The sequence below is a fragment of the Halioglobus sp. D3-4 genome (assembly GCF_055809315.1).
In genome coordinates this window covers 325056-339735 of the sequence record NZ_CM147907.1, presented here as the reverse complement: position 1 = coordinate 339735, position 14680 = coordinate 325056, and the positions used below count along the sequence as shown (strand labels likewise).

Annotated in this window: 17 protein-coding genes and 1 tRNA gene; 3 read left to right on the top strand and 15 right to left on the bottom strand. The window is 57.7% G+C overall.

The genetic code is table 11. The features are described from left to right. Nucleotides 1-61: 61 nt before the first annotated feature. From xerD to ffh, 7 genes are all read right to left on the bottom strand, one after another. Entirely contained in the window at nucleotides 62-967 is a 906-nt protein-coding gene (xerD, locus tag AC0L6S_RS01480) for a site-specific tyrosine recombinase XerD (protein ID WP_473426648.1), read from the bottom strand. A gap of 74 nt (nucleotides 968-1041) precedes the next feature. After that, nucleotides 1042-2376, bottom strand: coding sequence for a hypothetical protein (locus AC0L6S_RS01475; protein WP_473426647.1), 1335 nt, complete (start codon nucleotides 2374-2376; stop codon nucleotides 1042-1044). A 359-nt stretch (nucleotides 2377-2735) separates the two neighbouring features. Next, nucleotides 2736-3086, bottom strand: coding sequence for a 50S ribosomal protein L19 (gene rplS / locus AC0L6S_RS01470; RefSeq protein WP_473426646.1), 351 nt, complete (start codon nucleotides 3084-3086; stop codon nucleotides 2736-2738). Nucleotides 3087-3123: 37 nt separating this feature from the next. Continuing rightward, complete coding sequence (trmD, locus tag AC0L6S_RS01465) at nucleotides 3124-3876, bottom strand: tRNA (guanosine(37)-N1)-methyltransferase TrmD (RefSeq protein WP_473426645.1); 753 nt, start codon at nucleotides 3874-3876, stop codon at nucleotides 3124-3126. A 10-nt stretch (nucleotides 3877-3886) separates the two neighbouring features. Continuing rightward, nucleotides 3887-4444, bottom strand: a complete 558-nt coding sequence (rimM, locus tag AC0L6S_RS01460) for a ribosome maturation factor RimM (RefSeq protein WP_473426644.1) — start codon at nucleotides 4442-4444, stop codon at nucleotides 3887-3889. A gap of 31 nt (nucleotides 4445-4475) precedes the next feature. Continuing rightward, nucleotides 4476-4724, bottom strand: coding sequence for a 30S ribosomal protein S16 (gene rpsP, locus AC0L6S_RS01455; RefSeq protein WP_473426643.1), 249 nt, complete (start codon nucleotides 4722-4724; stop codon nucleotides 4476-4478). Between the two features lie 164 nt (nucleotides 4725-4888). Continuing rightward, nucleotides 4889-6283, bottom strand: a complete 1395-nt coding sequence (gene ffh / locus AC0L6S_RS01450; RefSeq protein ID WP_473426642.1) for a signal recognition particle protein — start codon at nucleotides 6281-6283, stop codon at nucleotides 4889-4891. Nucleotides 6284-6423: 140 nt separating this feature from the next. Here ffh and AC0L6S_RS01445 point away from each other — a divergent pair, with 140 nt between their 5' ends. Continuing rightward, nucleotides 6424-7227, top strand: coding sequence for a cytochrome C assembly family protein (locus AC0L6S_RS01445; RefSeq protein ID WP_473426641.1), 804 nt, complete (start codon nucleotides 6424-6426; stop codon nucleotides 7225-7227). Between the two features lie 102 nt (nucleotides 7228-7329). Beyond that, entirely contained in the window at nucleotides 7330-8586 is a 1257-nt protein-coding gene (locus tag AC0L6S_RS01440) for an HlyC/CorC family transporter (RefSeq protein ID WP_473426640.1), read from the top strand. An 18-nt stretch (nucleotides 8587-8604) separates the two neighbouring features. On the opposite strand, the gene AC0L6S_RS01435 is transcribed toward AC0L6S_RS01440, so the two are convergent. From AC0L6S_RS01435 to AC0L6S_RS01405, 7 genes are read right to left on the bottom strand one after another with little or no spacing between them, the layout of a single operon-like run. After that, a complete protein-coding gene (locus AC0L6S_RS01435; protein WP_473426639.1) occupies nucleotides 8605-8796 on the bottom strand; it encodes a DUF1289 domain-containing protein in 192 nt (63 codons plus the stop codon). Further along, nucleotides 8793-9317 (bottom strand): gamma carbonic anhydrase family protein, encoded by a 525-nt coding sequence (locus tag AC0L6S_RS01430; protein WP_473426638.1) that lies wholly within the window; start codon nucleotides 9315-9317, stop codon nucleotides 8793-8795. The genes AC0L6S_RS01435 and AC0L6S_RS01430 overlap by 4 nt, the downstream gene beginning before the upstream one ends. Further along, the gene (locus AC0L6S_RS01425) at nucleotides 9314-9925 is read right to left on the bottom strand and encodes an NUDIX hydrolase (protein ID WP_473426637.1); all 612 of its coding nucleotides are present in this window, start codon (nucleotides 9923-9925) and stop codon (nucleotides 9314-9316) included. Before AC0L6S_RS01425 ends, AC0L6S_RS01430 begins: the two co-directional genes overlap by 4 nt. Next, complete coding sequence (locus AC0L6S_RS01420) at nucleotides 9922-10245, bottom strand: YqfO family protein (RefSeq protein ID WP_473426636.1); 324 nt, start codon at nucleotides 10243-10245, stop codon at nucleotides 9922-9924. Before AC0L6S_RS01420 ends, AC0L6S_RS01425 begins: the two co-directional genes overlap by 4 nt. Further along, nucleotides 10245-11348: a tRNA guanosine(34) transglycosylase Tgt gene (tgt, locus tag AC0L6S_RS01415; protein ID WP_473428533.1), complete on the bottom strand. Its 1104-nt coding sequence runs from the start codon at nucleotides 11346-11348 to the stop codon at nucleotides 10245-10247. The genes AC0L6S_RS01420 and tgt overlap by 1 nt, the downstream gene beginning before the upstream one ends. 14 nt (nucleotides 11349-11362) lie before the next feature. After that, entirely contained in the window at nucleotides 11363-12433 is a 1071-nt protein-coding gene (queA, locus tag AC0L6S_RS01410) for a tRNA preQ1(34) S-adenosylmethionine ribosyltransferase-isomerase QueA (protein ID WP_473426635.1), read from the bottom strand. Between the two features lie 49 nt (nucleotides 12434-12482). Continuing rightward, nucleotides 12483-12746 (bottom strand): hypothetical protein, encoded by a 264-nt coding sequence (locus AC0L6S_RS01405; protein ID WP_473426634.1) that lies wholly within the window; start codon nucleotides 12744-12746, stop codon nucleotides 12483-12485. Nucleotides 12747-12947: 201 nt separating this feature from the next. Between AC0L6S_RS01405 and AC0L6S_RS01400 the strand changes: the two genes are divergently transcribed. Then, a tRNA-Leu gene (locus tag AC0L6S_RS01400) sits at nucleotides 12948-13034 on the top strand. Between the two features lie 359 nt (nucleotides 13035-13393). On the opposite strand, the gene AC0L6S_RS01395 is transcribed toward AC0L6S_RS01400, so the two are convergent. Continuing rightward, entirely contained in the window at nucleotides 13394-14656 is a 1263-nt protein-coding gene (locus AC0L6S_RS01395) for a hypothetical protein (RefSeq protein ID WP_473426633.1), read from the bottom strand. Nucleotides 14657-14680: the final 24 nt, after the last annotated feature.

The window sequence follows — 14680 nt, the reverse complement described above, 5'->3', positions numbered from 1 at the left end:
CCAAACCCACCGGCTTTGTCAAATCACAGCTCATTGGAGCCGGATTTGACCCTTTAGTTCCTCACCCGCGCGGATGATGTTTCTCGTGCAATTCCTGCATACGCTGTTGGGCGATATGTGTATAGATCTGAGTGGTCGACAGATCACTGTGACCCAGCAGCATCTGCACCACGCGCAAATCAGCGCCGTGATTAAGCAAATGCGTCGCAAATGCGTGGCGCAGCGTATGGGGCGACAAATGCTTTTTGATCTCCGCGCGCTGCGCATAGATTTTAATACGATACCAGAACGTCTGGCGAGTCATTTGCGTGCCGCGGCGGCTGGGAAAAAGCACATCAGACGGTATCCCCTTGAGCAATTCAGTGCGCGCACCGGCCAGATACCGGTGCAGCCAGCCCAATGCCTCCTCGCCCACCGGCACCAGGCGCTCCTTACTGCCCTTGCCGAACACGCGCACCACGCCCTGGTTCATACTCAATTGGCCGATCTGCATACTGGTGAGTTCACTGACCCGCAGCCCGCAGGCGTAAAGCAATTCCAGCATGGTGCGATCGCGCATTTCCAGCGCTATCTCAGTATCAGGCGCCATCAGCAGCCGGTCGACTTCCGCCTCGCTCAGCGCCTTGGGCAGAGGGCGCCCCAGCCGCGGGCTTTCCACCTCAAGTGTGGGATCAACATCGACCATTCCTTCGCGCAGCAGATAGTGGAAGAATCCACGCACGCAGGACAAAAACCGCGCTGAAGAGCGGGGTGACATGCCCTGCTGCAATCGAGCGCCGAGATAGGACTGCAAACTGGAGCGGTCTGCCTCAATAATGGAGCATCCTTCTGAGCGCTGTAACCACTCATTGAATTGCGTGAGATCGCGGCGATAGGCAGACAGCGTATTATCGCTCAAGCCCTTTTCCATCCAGAGTGCATCGATATAACGTTCGAGGTCGGCGTTTGCTGCGAGGTTAGCTGACATCACTGGACTCTAACATGAATTGTCGACGGAAATGCCCGCCTCGGGCACCCCCAACCCTGGCATGGAGGGCTAAGCTAGGGCGCTGTGATGGTCGCTGCGGCACCCGATGACCCAACCAACGGGGTATCCGTCGCCACTGCTGCCGCAGGCAGGGACTGCGGGCTGGCCTCGCCTACCGAAATCGAACCCGAGTAGGTCACAGCGGTACCGTCCACGAGACTCCCCGCAAGCTGTATCGACCAATCTCCGCTGAGGAACTGCATCGAGTCCGAGCGCTGAATGTAGCTGGTACCCGTACTGATATGTTCCCCATAGGCCACACTAATCGTCACCGCGTTGGAATCTGGCCCGGTCAGCATGACCGTATCCAGCAACACAGGCTCTGCGAAAGCGTGGGAGAGCAGCAGTGTCGTGTCAGCTGAGGACGAGGCCGACCACTGCCAGGCTCGGACAATTGACGCCACCGGTGCGCCACTTGAGCCAGTCAGCAGAGTCCCGCTCGGGGTTGCCGTGCTCCGCGGATAGGCAATCGCCGCGTATTTCTGGGTGGTCATGAAAGTATCATACGACCACCAGATCATTCCCGGTGGCGCTGGGCTGGAACCGGCTCCAGTGCTGGGCGGCCAATCCGTTCCAAACGAGTTTTGTACCAGGAACGCGCCAGGGTTGTTCGGATCACCCAGAGTATCGTCGTATCCGACAAGAATCTGCCCGTGGCCACTGTTGGGAGTGACTGCATCACCATAGATGACGCCGTTTGTCAGCGCTGGACCCTTGGCATAATCCTGGAGCACCAGGCCGGTGAAAGCGACAACTTGATTATTCGCAAGATACTGCTTGATCTGATCGACCTGGGTGGTCGAATTCGGGTCGAGCTTCAGTGTCGCGTAGCTTCCTATCATAAAGTTGCTGTGATCGGAATGAGGCGTTGATAGATTGATACTCTGCAGGTACTGACAATTAGGCTCGTACGCAACGTCGCTCATACTCGGCGCCCCATGGGAAACCAGGCGAGATAGATAGGGCAGCGCTTCAGTGTCGCCCGGACATGCACCTCCCAACTGCCACATGTACAGCCACGCGGGACTGACCTGATACGACGTCTGCGCCGGGCTCCAACGCACGCCACCAGCGGGTAACTGTGCTGCGGTGTAAGACCCCAGACCATAGCCAAATGACCACGCTTCACAGGAGCCAGGAGCGCCTAGGTGTTGCGCTGTCCCCTGCATTCCCACCGGCGGCAGATTAGTGAGCATCACACTCGACGGCAGCACTGGCGGGTTCGGTGGCTGCAGGAAGGCCTCTACCGGCAGTGCAATCGGCGCTCCCTCAAAGGACGAAGCATCCAGTACGGCGCCGAATCGGCCAAGTGCATCGTCCGGAGACTCTGAACGCTCAGGTGCGGACACTCCAGTGCTATTGCTATTACTGTCACTGCATGCCGCGAGCAATAAGAGTATGACAACCGTGATCATTGCAAGGGGGGAACTACATGACTTCATATGTGGGCTCGACTCAACGGAAAGCCTGGAAAGTATAAAGCTAATGGTATTCAAATGGCAGGATACGCCCAGAACGTTTAGCACGGGTAATTGCAACGCCGCAGTACACGTGCAGACTCATCGCAGATGCGGGCCGAGATGCACGAGGCCCGCTGCGGAGTCCCGCGCTACACCTTCCACATCACTCGGCTATAGACATTATCCATATACACAAAAAAGCGGCCACACGGGCCGCTTTTGAATGCTGGTATAAGAAACGGCTGTGACTACAGCTTTTCCTTGATACGGGCTGCGCGACCGCTCAGATCACGCAGGTAGTAGAGCTTGGCCTGGCGCACATCGCCGCGACGCTTGACGGCAATGCTCTCAACCAGTGGGCTGTAAGTCTGGAAGGTACGCTCTACGCCAACACCGTGAGACATTTTGCGTACGGTGAATGCAGAGTTGAGGCCGCGGTTACGCTTGCCAATGCAAACGCCTTCAAAGGCCTGCAGACGCTCGCGAGTACCTTCTTTTACTCGCACCTGAACAACCACGGTATCGCCGGGGCTGAACTCGGGGAGTTCCTTGCCCATCTGCTCCGCATTCAGCTCGGATATGATCTTGTTAGTGCTCATGTGGTACTCCTGATATAAAAACGGTGCAGCTTCACAGCTAGCGTTTTGTTGATGTTTCCCGCTCGCGGATATATTCCGCCAGCAATGTCTCTTCTTCAGCCGTCATGGCCCTGTTCTGCAACAGGTCGGGGCGACGCTCTGACGTTCTTCCCAGTGCCTGCTTCAGGCGCCAGCGGCGAATCTCTTCGTGATTCCCGCTGAGTAACACGTCCGGTACGCTCACACCCTGATACGTCTCGGGCCGGGTATAGTGCGGGCAATCCAGCAGCCCTGCCACAAATGAATCCTCTTCCGCAGAAGACTCATGCCCCAGCACACCGGGCAATTGGCGCGTCACCGCATCGATGACCACCATGGCAGCCAGTTCGCCGCCGCTCAATACATAATCCCCGATGGACAGTTCTTCGTCCACCTCGGCCTCTATCAGGCGCTCATCGACGCCTTCATAGCGACCCGCAACCAGTACAAAACCCTCCAGTTGCGCCAGCTCCATCGCTTTCTCGTGATGGAAGGGCCGACCCTGCGGTGACAGGTAAATCACCCGGGCACTGTGCCCTGCTGCCTCCCTCGCAGCGGCTATCGCCTGCTGCAAAGGGTCTATCTTCATCAACATTCCCGGGCCACCGCCGTAGGGTCTGTCGTCCACCGTCCTGTGCTTGTCGACGGTATAATCCCTGGGGTTGCAGCAGGTCAAACTCACCTGTCCCTGCTTCACAGCCCTGCCGGTAACACCGTGTTCGCCAACGGCGGCAAACATTTCTGGAAACAGGCTCACCAGCGCTATGCGCATTTCGAGCGCCTCATTCCTCGTCGACGAACCAGTCGACCTCTATCACTGCCTCTTCCAGATCTACCCGGGTCACTGTCTCGTCGGGCAAATACGGGATTAAGCGCTCCCGCTCATCAATGCTGCCTTCGCAGGCTTTCACCACCAACACGTCGTTGGCGCCGGTATCGATCAGGTAGTCGACCTTGCCGAGCAACACCTTCTCTTTTCCGTCCTTCTCAGCATCCTGGCACCACACCTGCAAACCCTGCAGATCGCGCCAGTAATAATCGCCCTGGGGCAGTGGTGGCAGCGCTTCGGCCGGCACCGCTATCTCGAGCCCTCGGTACTGCTCTGCCTGGGTGCGATCATCCACACCCCGGATATGGGCTACCAGCCCCTTACCTTTCGTATTGACCGCATCAAACTCTACGGCCTCATACGTGCCACGGCGCTTCAGTTGCCAGGCTCCGAACTTTTGGAAACTCTCCGGCTGTTCGGTATAGGGGTGAATTTTCACCCAGCCTTTAATGCCAAAGCAGCCGGTTATCTTAGCGATTACCAGCATCTTCGCACCGTGAACTTCACTCATCGATTCCGTCCCGCAAGCCGGATTCGATCAATCAAGCCGCTTCAGCGACATCCTTCAACAACCGGGAAACACGCTCAGACACCTGCGCGCCCTGGCCACGCCAGTATTCAACGCGATCTGTATCGATGCGCAGACGCTCTTCCTGGCCGCGTGCGGTCGGGTTGAAGAAGCCGACACGCTCGATAAAGCGACCGTTACGTGATTTGCGGCTATCAGTCACCGTGAGGTGGTAAAAGGGGCGCTTCTTGGCGCCACCACGAGCAAGACGAATTGTTACCATTTGACGTAATATCCTAAAAATGAGTGGGGATTTGCTGCGATCTAACATCAACGCCCACGACAAAAACCGGCTGGCAAGCCGGAAAGGTGGCGTATCATACGGAAAATGCGCCTGAGTTTAAACCCCGCACGCCAAGTTTTTTAACCGGATCAGTCGCCCGGCGATCAGCGGAACGGAAAGCCTCCACCGGGACCACCCTGGCCGCCAGCACCACCGCCGGGCATCATCCCGCCGAGGCCGCGCATCATTTTCTCCATGCCGCCGCCTTTCATCTTCTTCATCATCTTCTGCATCTGCTTGTGCTGCTTCAGCAGGCGGTTGAGATCCTGCACCTGCGTGCCCGAGCCCTTGGTGATGCGGCGCTTGCGGCCACCCTGGATAAGCTCGGGGTTGCGGCGTTCCTTCGGGGTCATGGAGTTGATCATCACCTCCATCTGCGTGAACATTTTGGTGTCGAGGTTCTGTTGGGCCATTTGGGCCATATTGCCCATGCCGGGCAATTTATCCAGCATGCCCGCCATGCCGCCCATATTGTTCATCTGCTGCAGTTGGTCGCGAAAATCCTCCAGATCGAATTTCTTGCCCTTTTTCACCTTGCGCGCAAGTTTCGCGGCCTTTTTCTTGTCGACCTTCTGCTCGACCTCTTCGATCAGCGACAGCACATCGCCCATACCCAGTATGCGCGAGGCCAGACGGTCTGGGTGGAACGGGTCCAGCGCGGTAGTCTTCTCGCCGACGCCGAGGAATTTGATCGGCTTGCCTGTTACCGAGCGCACCGACAGCGCGGCACCGCCACGGGTATCGGCATCTACCTTGGTCAGTACCACACCCGTCAGAGGGAGGGCTTCACCGAAGGCCTTGGCGGTATTGGCGGCGTCCTGGCCCGTCATGGCATCGACCACGAACAGCGTTTCCACCGGCTTGACCGCCTTATGCAGCTCGGCGATCTCGGCCATCATTTCCTCATCGACGGCGAGGCGACCCGCTGTATCGACAATCAGTACGTCGCTGAACTTGATCCGTGCATGCGCCAGCGCAGCCTCCACAATATCGACCGGCTTTTGTTCAATGTTGCTGGCGAAGAAATCCACACCCACTTCAGTGGCCAGCGTCTCTAACTGTTTGATCGCGGCGGGGCGGTAGACGTCGGCGCTGACGACAGTTACCTTCTTCTTGTCACGCTCCTTCAGCAATTTGGCCAGCTTGGCAACGGTGGTGGTTTTACCTGCACCCTGCAGGCCTGCCATCATGATCACGGCCGGCGGCGTCGCAGCGAGGTTCAGCCCCTCGTTGGCGGTGCCCATCACCGCTTCCAGTTCTGCCTGTACGATCTTCAGGAAGGCCTGGCCCGGGCTGAGGCTCTTCATCACGTCCTGACCCAGCGCACGCTGCTTCACCGACTCCACGAAATCCTTGACCACCGGCAGCGCGACATCGGCCTCCAGCAGCGCCATACGCACTTCGCGCATAGTGTCCTGGATATTGTCCTCGGTTAACCGCGCCTTGCCGGTAATGCTGCGCAGGCTGTGGGACAATCGATCACTTAAACTCTCAAACATGGTGCCTCTCTCCTGTGTCACCGTTACCGGCGCAGTGCATATGCAACAAACCGTGCGCGAGGGGTGTCACTATTGATTCTGCGGTAACAAGTCGGTACAAAGGGCGCAGTATACTTTACACCGGCCCCCGGTCCAAAGAGATGTCTATCACTTTACTCGCCCCGCTCTGCGCACTGCTGTATATGGCCGCGACCGGCCTGCAATTATTGCACCTCTCGCAGAATCGCAAGCAGATCAATCGCAGCGTGCTGATGCTGGGCCTGGCCGCCTTGCTGTTGCACGCGGTCATTGTCTGGAAGACGGCATTTCCTGACACGGGTGTCGATCTGGGCTTTTTCAAGATCGCCGCGCTGCTTTTCCTGGTGATCAATCTCGCCTGTATCACCTCGCTGACAAGAAGGCCGCTGCAAAACTTGCTGCTGGCACTGTTCCCGCTGTCTGCGCTGGCGGTGCTGGTGTCCACCTTCGCACCCGATACTGCGCCGATTCTCAGCCACCTCAGCAGCGGCATGATATTGCACATCAGCAGTTCCATTCTGGCCTATGCGGTGCTCACCTTGGCAGCCATTCAGGCGGCCGTGCTGGCCCTGCAGGACCACCAGCTCAAGCACCGCCAAACGCGCGGCATCATCCAGATACTACCGCCGCTGCAGTTAATGGAGGGCATGTTGTTTGAGCTGCTCTGGATCGGCGTCGCCCTGCTCTCCATCGCCATCGTATCGGGCGTAGTGTTCGTCGACGATTTTTTCGCCCAGAGCCTGGTGCATAAAACCGTGTTGTCCATCGTCGCCTGGGTGCTGTTTGCCACACTGCTATGGGGGCACTATCAACTGGGCTGGCGCAGCAAAACTGCGGTGCGTTTCACACTGGCGGGTTTTGTCATGTTGATGCTGGCATTTTTCGGCTCCAAACTGGTGCTGGAACTGATTCTGCACCGCACCTAGGCGCAGTTTGATGCACTGCACAAACCCGCTGGCAGGGCTTGCCCCAACCCCGCTTTTTCTTCAAGATGGAAACCGCTTTCAACTACGAGGTCTAAACCCGCTTTGAACGAAGCACCGCTGGGATTACTCTTTTCCATTCTCGTTGCACTGATCTTCCTCTCCGGATTCTTCTCCAGTTCTGAAACTGGCATGATGACGCTCAACCGTTATCGGTTGAAGCATCTGCAGAAGCAACATCACAAGGGCGCGATACGCGCTGGCAAACTGCTGGCCCGGCCGGACCGCCTTATCGGCCTGATCCTGATCGGCAACAACCTGGTGAACATCTTTGCCTCGGCCATCGCCACCATCATTGCTATTCGCCTGTGGGGCGATGCAGGTGTGTATATCGCCACCGGTTTCCTGACGCTGGTGATTTTGATCTTCAGCGAGATCACGCCAAAAACTATCGCCGCGCTGCACCCGGAACGCGTCGCATTTCCGTCCAGCCTGATACTGCTACCGCTGATGAAAATCATGTATCCACTGGTGGCGATGGTCAATTTCATCACCAACGGCATGTTGCGCGTGTTTGGTGTAGACCCTGAAAAACAGGGTGATGCACACGTCTCCGCTGAGGAACTGCGCACTATCGTGACTGACGCCGGCAAGCTGATTCCCGCCAGACACCGGGAACTGCTACTGAATATTCTGGATCTGGAACACGTATCGGTCGATGACATTATGGTACCGCGCAACGAGGTATACGGCATTGATCTCGATGACAGCGACGAGGAGATTCTGCAGAAAATCCAGTCCAGCACGCACACCCGCCTGCCGGTATGGCGCGATGACATCAACAACATTGTCGGCGTGCTGCACATGCGCGACATCAGCCGCGTGATCCACCGGGACGGCCTCGATCGCGTGGCGCTGGAACGCGAAATGCAAAAGCCTTATTTCATTCCCGAGATCACGCCGCTGCACACCCAACTGCTGAACTTCCAGAAGAAAAAATCACCGCTGGCTGTGGTCGTCGACGAATACGGCGAAGTGATGGGCGTAGTGGCGCTGGAGGACATACTTGAAGAGATCGTGGGCGAGTTCACCTCCAATATGGCAGAGATGACCGAGAGTATCTTCCTGCAGCGCGACGGCAGTTACATCATCGATGGCACCACCAATATTCGCGATATCAACAAGTCGCTGAACTGGGATCTGCCCACGGATGGCCCCAAGACCCTGAGCGGCCTGATGCTGGAACATCTGGAATCATTCCCCGATGCCTATGCGGGGCTGAGTATTGGCGGCTACCGGCTGGAAATACTCGCTTTGGAAGGCAATGTGGTGCAATCGGCCCGCGCGCAACTGGCTGTGTAGAGCTGCGCGCGGCGCTATTTAGCTCAGCCGGATCGTGGAACTCCCCTGCAGGCGCTCGCGCGCTTTCTGCAAAATCTCCCGCTTCTGCTCATCCGAACTCATCGCCCAATCGGTGATCTCAACCGCGGAGCGGTAACACCCCATGCAGATGTCGTCGTCATCCAGCACACAGACAGAGATGCACGGCGATTTGGGGCTGACCTCACTCATTCCTGCTCCTGAAGGTGTTCGGTGTAACGCTGACCGTTCTGCACATAGTGCGCGGCGCTGAGTTTCAGGCCCTGTTGCTGCTCTTCTGACAGTTGCGTTTTGATCTTGCCGGGAGAACCCAGCACCATTGCGCCGTCCGGCACCTCCATGCCCTCTGTTACCAGCGCATTAGCGCCAATCAGGCAGCCCTTGCCCACTTTCGCACCATTGAGCACGACGGCGTTTATACCGACCAGCGAACCGTCGCCAATCGTACAGCCGTGCAACATCGCGTTGTGCCCGACGGTGACATCGGCGCCCAAGGTCAGCGGAAAACCCGGATCTGCGTGCATAACCGTGCCATCCTGCACATTGCTGCCCGGCCCGATTTCGATATGATCCGCATCGCCGCGCAGGACGCAGCCGAACCATACGCTGGCGTTTTCCTGCAGGGTGACATCCCCGATGAGGATGGCATTCGGAGCGATGTAATGCCCACTGCCCACCAGTGTGACGCGTTTATCACCTAAACTGTATTTCACGGTGCTTGCTCCCAATTACGCTGTAAATCCAGACCCGCATCGTAGGCGACATTGGCCAACATCACCAGTATCGCTGCGGTTACACCCCACACATTGTCGTCGCCCAACTGATAATGCGGGACTTTTCGTTTGACCCTGCCGTCGGACATCGTTTCCAGCCGGTAGATGCCGGCATCGGCGAATGCCGCCAGCGGGGCAAAGAACACACTGTCAAATTCGCCCGTGTCCACCACCAGGGTGGGATCAGCCGGTATGCCGGCTATGCAGGGGTATACCTCAAAACCGGTGCGCGTGATCAGCGGCTCAAACTCGCCCAGCGGGTTGATAATGTCAGCGGGCAGGCCCACCTCCTCCATCGCCTCGCGCTGGGCTGTCTCCCACGGCGACACATCCGACTGTTCACGCTTGCCGCCGGCAAAGGCGATTTCCCCCGGATGGTTGTTCAGGTGCATCGCGCGACGCCCTAGCAGTACGCGTGGTGCCTGTTCAGTGGTGAGCGCAACCAGCACGGCCGCCTGCGGCCACTGCCCCTCTTCCATCGGGCGCGGCCACTTGCGCTCGTGTAGCGGCAGGCCTGCATCGATACGCTGGAGGACGGAGGCTGTCATCCCTCGGGCAACTCGGTGACCATCTCGACCACATCCCACGCCGGTGTTTCAAACGGGTGCGCCTCGATCAGCGCCGCGACGGCCGCGCGTACAAAGCGCTTCTCACAAACCATTTCCACGCGGTATTCCGGCACTACTTCAAGCTTACCCTGCTGGCCAAGGTACGGCTTGCTGCCGTCCAGCGGACGAAACTGGCCCTGCCCCAGTACCTGCCAGCAGCAACTGTCGTAGTCGCCGATTCTGGCGGCACCGGCAGCGAACACTGCGGCCTTAACCACCTCCAGATGAGACTCCGGTACATAGAAGCAGAGTTTATACATTACACGCCCCTCGCCTGTTGTTCGTAGAACTCGCCGGCAAACTGCTCCAGGCGCCCGGCTTCGATGGCGCTGCGTATCGCTGCCATGTGCTGCTGATAAAAATGCAGGTTGTGAATGGTGTTGAGCTGCGACCCCAGTATCTCATTGCATTTGTCCAGGTGGTGCAAATAGGCGCGGCTGAAGTTCTGGCAGGTGTAGCAATCGCAGTCTTCATCGAGCGGCAGCGTGCTTGTTTTGTGGCGTGCATTGCGCAGCTTGAGCGCGCCACGCGATGTGAACAGGTTGCCGTTGCGGGCATTGCGCGTGGGCATCACGCAATCGAACATATCGATACCGCGGCGCACCCCCTCCAGTAGATCAGCCGGTGTGCCCACGCCCATCAGGTAGCGCGGTTTATCCTGCGGCAGCACGGGCGCCAGTGTTTCGAGTACGTTTAGCATATCGTCCTTGGGCTCGCCCACCGACAGGCCACCGACGGCATAGCCATCGAAACCGATCTCCTCAAGGCCGGCCAGCGACTCCCTGCGCAGCGCCGGGTACATGCCGCCCTGCACAATGCCGAACAGCGCAGCGGAGTTGCCTGCATGCGCGGCCTTACTGCGCTGTGCCCAGCGCAGTGACAGCGCCATGGATTCGCGGGCCTCGCTCTCGGTCGCCGGGTACGGCGTGCATTCGTCGAAGATCATCACGATATCCGAACCCAGGCTCTTCTGGATGCGCATGGAAGTTTCCGGGTCGAGAAAGACTTTGGCACCATCCACCGGCGACTGGAACTTCACCCCCTCTTCCGAGATCTTGCGCATCGCCCCCAGGCTGAACACCTGAAAGCCGCCGGAATCGGTGAGGATGGGGCCATCCCAGCCCATAAAATCATGCAGATCGCCGTGCTGCTCAATGATGTCCGTGCCGGGGCGCAGCCACAGGTGAAACGTATTGCCGAGCAGAATCTCTGCACCGGTGGCGCGAATATCGCGCGGCAGCATGCCCTTCACCGTGCCATAGGTGCCCACCGGCATAAACGCCGGGGTTTCCACCGAGCCGCGCGGGAATGTCAGGCGGCCGCGACGGGCCTGGCCATCGCTGCCGAGCTGTTCGAACTGCATATCACATGGTTGGCTCATACGGTGCCCTGTGCTGGTGCCCTGGCGGTGATAAACATCGCATCGCCGTAGCTGAAAAAGCGGTACTTCTCATCAATTGCCTGCGCGTAGGCCGCCATTATAGGCGCCCGACCGGCAAAGGCACTCACCAGCATCAGCAGCGTCGACTCCGGCAGGTGAAAATTGGTCAGCATCGCGTCCACACTGCAGAAAGTGTATCCGGGATAGATGAAGATATCGGTATCGCCGCGCAGCGGTTCTATCGACCCGGTGGCACGGCTGGCCGATTCCAGACAGCGCACCGCAGTAGTCCCCACCGCAATCACCCGCCCGCCGCGCGCGCGCGTCTCACGCACCGCCTCGCACACGCTTTCATCCACCTCGAAATACTCTTTGTGCATCAGGTGATCTTCAATGTCATCGGCGCGCACCGGCTGAAACGTTCCGGCACCGACATGCAGGGTAACCGTTGCCCGGCGGATTCCGCGGGCATCGATCTGCGCCAGCAGTGCCTCGGTAAAATGCAGGCCCGCCGTGGGGGCGGCCACCGCGCCTTCGCGCTTTGCATACACTGTTTGGTAGCGCTCTTCATCCTCGGCCTGATCGCCGCGCTCGATATAGGGCGGCAGCGGCATATGGCCGATATCCTGCAAGATATCCGCCAGTGTATGCCCCTCCTGCGAGGCGATGCAGAACAACTCGCCCTCGCGGCCCGTGACCTGCAAGCGGTGCTCGCCGGGCTCACTCCTCGGTTCACGGCTCAGGTGCAACAATGCGCCCGCCTTGGGCGACTTGCTGGAACGAATATGTGCCAGCGCGGTGTCTGGGCCCGTGAGGCGCTCCAGCAGTATCTCCACATTGCCACCGGTGGCCTTGCGCCCCCAGAGCCGGGCGGGAATCACTCGGGTGTCGTTGAACACCAGCAGATCGTCGGGGTTGAGATAATCCAGCAGTTCGCTGAACTGATGGTGGCTGACCGCCCCGCTGGGGCCGTCCAGCACCAACAGCCTGCTCGCACTGCGCTCGGCCAGCGGGTGCTGGGCGATCAGTTCCGGGGGCAATTGGTAATTAAAATCACTGCGTTTCATCGATAAAAAAGCCGGCGCGTGGCCGGCTCTCTTGCATAAGCTGAAAAGCTTACTTGTCTTCTTCTGCCGCTTCTTCAGCTGCAGCTTCTTCTGCCGGAGCCTCTTCAGACGCTTCGGCTTCAGGCGCTTCTTCAGCCGCTTCTTCAACTACCGGCTTTTCAGCGGGCACAGCGACTTTAAGCAGTTCCTCTTCTACCAGGATGCGTACTTTCTCATCACCGTTTACCGCCTTTTTGTTGGCGTCTTTCACCGCATACCGCTCATCACCGCGCTGGTAGATGCTGTACTCGGCTGTCTTCTTGACTAACTTCATGCCCATGCTCTTTTCTCCCGGGATACTCAGATCACTCGCCCACTGGGGCGAAACTCAGATTATTGGTTCAGAATCGAACCGGGCGGCAGTGTACCCGCAAAGTCGCCGGGAGTTAAGGATAAATATTGAAGTTTCCCCGCCGATTGCTATAATCCCGCGCTCTCCAGGGGGAGGCCTTTCAGCCCTCACCTACCTCTCAATGCCGGAGTGGTGAAATTGGTAGACACGTCGGATTCAAAATCCGATGCTAGCGATAGCGTGCCGGTTCAAGTCCGGCCTCCGGTACCATCACGTTATATATTCAGTTTTTTGTATATCCTCGTTTCTAAATCTCGATATAAAGATCTAGTCCAGCAGAACGCTCAGGCTATTCGTATCGCTCGCGGCTAGCACAAAAAACTTTTCGGAACCTTCGCACATCCGCCTTGCGACTAGTGACAGAACAAACTCGCTCACCTGAGTATTGGCCCCTCAAAACTTTGCCATAGTCACACAATAGCTAAATAGAACGTCAGGTGCATTGATCACAACTGCACGTTAGATTGATCTACAAGAGTCCGACACCTAAAGGCTTTGCTGAATTACACTCAGACCATACGCAACAAGAAACCACCCCTTGAACCTACCCACTTGATGCCTTCTTCAGTTCACCAATGTACCGTTGAGGCGTCCCAAGTCCCCTGTGGCAGCTTGTACCCCAGCACTTCCTCAAAGGCTTCAAGATCTTCCCGCGATAACCAGGTGCCTTTCAGGTCATGGTCTGCCAACCCGTTGGGATAGGATCGCGCAGACCTCGGATCAGTTGGCCGCGCAATGCCAAAAGCAAACCCAACCGATGACAAAAGCTGCTTGTGGAGCCTGTCGAGAAAGCGCTGCTGATTTTCTCGTTCACCGTTAAACTGCGCTTCAAAACGTCGCGTTGAGACTATCGCGTAGCCGGCGCCTATGTCGGCCAGCCCAAAGACGAAGTTATTATCGTCCGTATAAATATCGGCCTGCGTGATACCGAGAAAAATAGCGTTCTCCCGTTCCTGCGCAATCTGCTGGACAGCCCCCCACAACTGCTTTGCATCCCACTGCTGGTCCTGCGCTTGTACCTGCTGCTTGAGTTCAGGGAAGGACGCACGTGGGTCATCCTCACCTTGCGCAACACTGATTCGGGCCAGCAACTCCAGGGTTTCATCGAGTGTTGCGGTTTCGCGCGATGCAATCGATAGGTCCCGCATCTGCCACTTAATATACGGATGATCCCACACAATATTGTCTTTGAGTTGTTCGGACCAACGTTGGAAATAGCTGCGATGATAGGGCGGCAGTTGTACTACCTCTTCCAGTACATACACAGGAGTTCCCAGGGTGTCCTGCAAGCGTTGGCCCGCCTGCTGCAGAATCCACTGCGCTACATCGCCAACGCGCACCAGAACGATCACGGGGTGCTCGAAAGCCCCTTCCGGGAGCAGCGCAACGCTATTCGGGGTTGGAATTCCCGCAAGTTTTTGGGATCGATGCAAAAGGCTGGCCGTCTCCGTCGTTTGCGCAACCAAGCGTGCCACGCCAGCCGCGCGCTGCGGTTCGTCCAATACGTTCAGGGCATCGGCATAATTCATCTGCTGGGCCATGTCCCAGGGAGACAACTGCAGCCCTGCCTCGAAGTAGCGGAGGGACTTCTCTGGCTCACCCTCCTCTACGAGACGGTTGGCTGCCAGGAATATCGTATCGACCTCCTTTGCTGCCTGAACGTTATTAACGGAAATGCGCTTCAATACCACATCAGCCGACGCAATGATCTCGTCAGTCGTCAGTGAGGGATCGGGGGAGTACGCCATGACTCTCGCGACACTGGCATAGAAGAGTAATAGCGTGAGAATACAGCGACACTGCACAGGTAGATTATTCGCGAAACGCCTCAATTTAAACCTCCCTGCAAAATCGCT

Coding starts and splice junctions, on each gene's coding strand:
- AC0L6S_RS01435 (WP_473426639.1), bottom strand. CDS start 8,796: ATGAGTGAGGTCAGCCCCAAATCGCCGTGCATCTCTGTCTGTGTGCTG.
- trmD (WP_473426645.1), bottom strand. CDS start 3,876: ATGCGCATAGCGCTGGTGAGCCTGTTTCCAGAAATGTTTGCCGCCGTT.
- ffh (WP_473426642.1), bottom strand. CDS start 6,283: ATGTTTGAGAGTTTAAGTGATCGATTGTCCCACAGCCTGCGCAGCATT.
- rplS (WP_473426646.1), bottom strand. CDS start 3,086: ATGAGCACTAACAAGATCATATCCGAGCTGAATGCGGAGCAGATGGGC.
- rpsP (WP_473426643.1), bottom strand. CDS start 4,724: ATGGTAACAATTCGTCTTGCTCGTGGTGGCGCCAAGAAGCGCCCCTTT.
- tgt (WP_473428533.1), bottom strand. CDS start 11,348: ATGCAGTTCGAACAGCTCGGCAGCGATGGCCAGGCCCGTCGCGGCCGC.
- queA (WP_473426635.1), bottom strand. CDS start 12,433: ATGAAACGCAGTGATTTTAATTACCAATTGCCCCCGGAACTGATCGCC.
- rimM (WP_473426644.1), bottom strand. CDS start 4,444: ATGAGTGAAGTTCACGGTGCGAAGATGCTGGTAATCGCTAAGATAACC.
- AC0L6S_RS01420 (WP_473426636.1), bottom strand. CDS start 10,245: ATGTATAAACTCTGCTTCTATGTACCGGAGTCTCATCTGGAGGTGGTT.
- AC0L6S_RS01405 (WP_473426634.1), bottom strand. CDS start 12,746: ATGAAGTTAGTCAAGAAGACAGCCGAGTACAGCATCTACCAGCGCGGT.
- AC0L6S_RS01445 (WP_473426641.1), top strand. CDS start 6,424: ATGTCTATCACTTTACTCGCCCCGCTCTGCGCACTGCTGTATATGGCC.
- AC0L6S_RS01425 (WP_473426637.1), bottom strand. CDS start 9,925: ATGACAGCCTCCGTCCTCCAGCGTATCGATGCAGGCCTGCCGCTACAC.
- xerD (WP_473426648.1), bottom strand. CDS start 967: ATGTCAGCTAACCTCGCAGCAAACGCCGACCTCGAACGTTATATCGAT.